The 2170-nt window shown below is 31.3% G+C and carries 2 protein-coding genes; both read right to left on the reverse strand.

What is annotated here, in order from left to right:
- Nucleotides 1-1323, reverse strand: a 1323-nt coding sequence (locus ACI3VO_RS16245; RefSeq protein WP_439758913.1) for an efflux RND transporter permease subunit, incomplete at its 3' end; no start/stop codon positions are given.
- A gap of 202 nt (nucleotides 1324-1525) precedes the next feature.
- On the reverse strand, nucleotides 1526-2170 hold a 645-nt coding region (locus ACI3VO_RS16250; protein WP_439758914.1), incomplete at its 5' end, for a metallophosphoesterase.

A 2170-nucleotide genomic window follows, 5' to 3' on the forward strand; every position in this document is an offset into this window, starting at 1 on the left:
TTCAAGTCCTATTACTGAATTTATTCCCTCTACCTTTTCAAGCTCTTTAATCATAGAAGTGACTTGATATGGTTCTAGCTGATCACTTACTAATATAAAATCTGTACTTTCCATATTGTAATCGTCCTTCATCTTATTAGTTGCTATTATTGATGGAAAATCATCTGGTAGAGATGCATCTAAATTATAGTAAACCTCTGCATTATTGTTACCTATAAATGCTGGTATAAGTATCAATACAAATAATATCGCCAACTTCTTGTAATGTTTTACTACAAAATTAGAAGCTTTCTTAAATGCTGGCAATATTGTTCTATGTGTATATTTGTGTATTGGTTTATCAAATATCAATATCAATGATGGTAAAACAGTTACTGTACATAAAACTCCTATTATAACACCTTTTGCCATTACAAGACCCATATCCATACCTAATGATAAATCCATAACACAAAGTGCCAAGAAACCGGCTACAGTAGTAGTTGAACTACCGACTACTGATACGAAGGTATTTTGTATCGCCCTCGACATCGCCTCTATTCTATCATCAGTTTGGAGTAATTCTTCGTCATATCTGTGGAGCAAGAATATCGAATAATCCATTGTTACTCCAAGTTGTAATACCGCAGCTAGTGCTTTAGTTATATATGAAATTTCTCCAAATATTATATTTGATCCAAAGTTATATAGTACTGCCATACCAATACTTAGTAAAAATATAAATGGTACAACTGTAGATTCCATTGTAAACAACAAAACTATTAAGGTAAGTACTGCAGCTATTACTACATATAATGGCATTTCACCATCTGCACAGTCTTTAGTGTCTTTTATAATACCACTCATACCACTTAAAAAGCCTTGCTTACCAACTATATTTCTAATTTGCTCAACTGTGTTTTGAGTAGTCAATGTCGCAGTTCCCTCTTTAAGCATTACTATTATCATAGTAGACTTATCGCCGTTGTAAAGTAAATCTGTCATATCCTTTGGTAGTATTTCTTTTGGAACTGATAAATCTACAAAATCATCAACCCAAAGAGCTTTTTTAACTCCATCTAATTTTGCTACCTTGTCTTTGATTTCAGCTACATCTTTGTCCTGCATATCTTCGACAATCAACATCGCTACAGAGCCACATCCAAATTCATCCTTTAAAATTTTCTCTGCCTGCATTGTCGATGTTTCCTCTGGCAAATAACTCAATATATCATAATTTACATCTGTTTTTATAAATCCAAAAACTGCTGGAACTAATAAAATTATCGCTAATAGTAAAATTGCTTTACTATTTTTGGCTATCGCTTTAGATATCCTTTCCATAAAAATCTCCCTCCATTTTTAGGCGTGCCCAAATATTTATACCTAGATTATAGGGCGTGCCCAAAAAAATGTCAATAGATTTCCTTGTTATTTTTTGTAAACTTTATTTAACAGTAAACACAAAAAAAGAGCACCAAATAAAATAAATTCATTTGGTACTCTATCGTATATAATTATTGATTTTTCTATTTTTAATTATGCACTATATATGCTTTAGCTTTATATTTACAACCTCTGGCTTGCAGTTTATTCTAATCAATACCTTTGAACCTCCAAGACCTTTAGTTACTATCATAGTAGATTTATTTTTTATGTATTTACCTAAATCGTACTTAGGTAGAAATTCTCTATTTGGCGATAGTAAACCACCTACAAAAGGTAATCTAATTATTCCTCCATGTACATGTCCACATAGAGTTAAATCCGCACCCCATTTTTCGTATTCCTCAAAATAAAAAGGTGTATGAGACAATAGTATATTGTACTGATTTCTATCTAGATTTCCCAGAGATTCAACCAAAAAGTTTCTATCTATATCGGTATTTTCTCCTCTTTCAAATAAATACTTATAACAACTATATGGAACTGTCAAACCATATAGATTTATTACAGAGTCCCCTCTTTGTATTTCAACCTTTGCATTGTCTAAATTTGTAAAGTTCATTTCGTGTAATCTATTGAAATAAATTTCTTTGTATTCCTCTTTGTATTTTTTAATTGAAGCCTTTTGCTCGTGATTGCCAATTATATAGTAAACTCTATACAATTCTACAAGCTTTCTCATAAAATCCAACGCTACATCGTAGTTATTATTTTCTCCATCTACCAAATCACCTGTAATTACAAC

Origin of the sequence: Intestinibacter sp. (genome assembly GCF_051866655.1) — a bacterium.
Taxonomy (GTDB): Bacteria; Bacillota; Clostridia; order Peptostreptococcales; family Peptostreptococcaceae; genus Intestinibacter.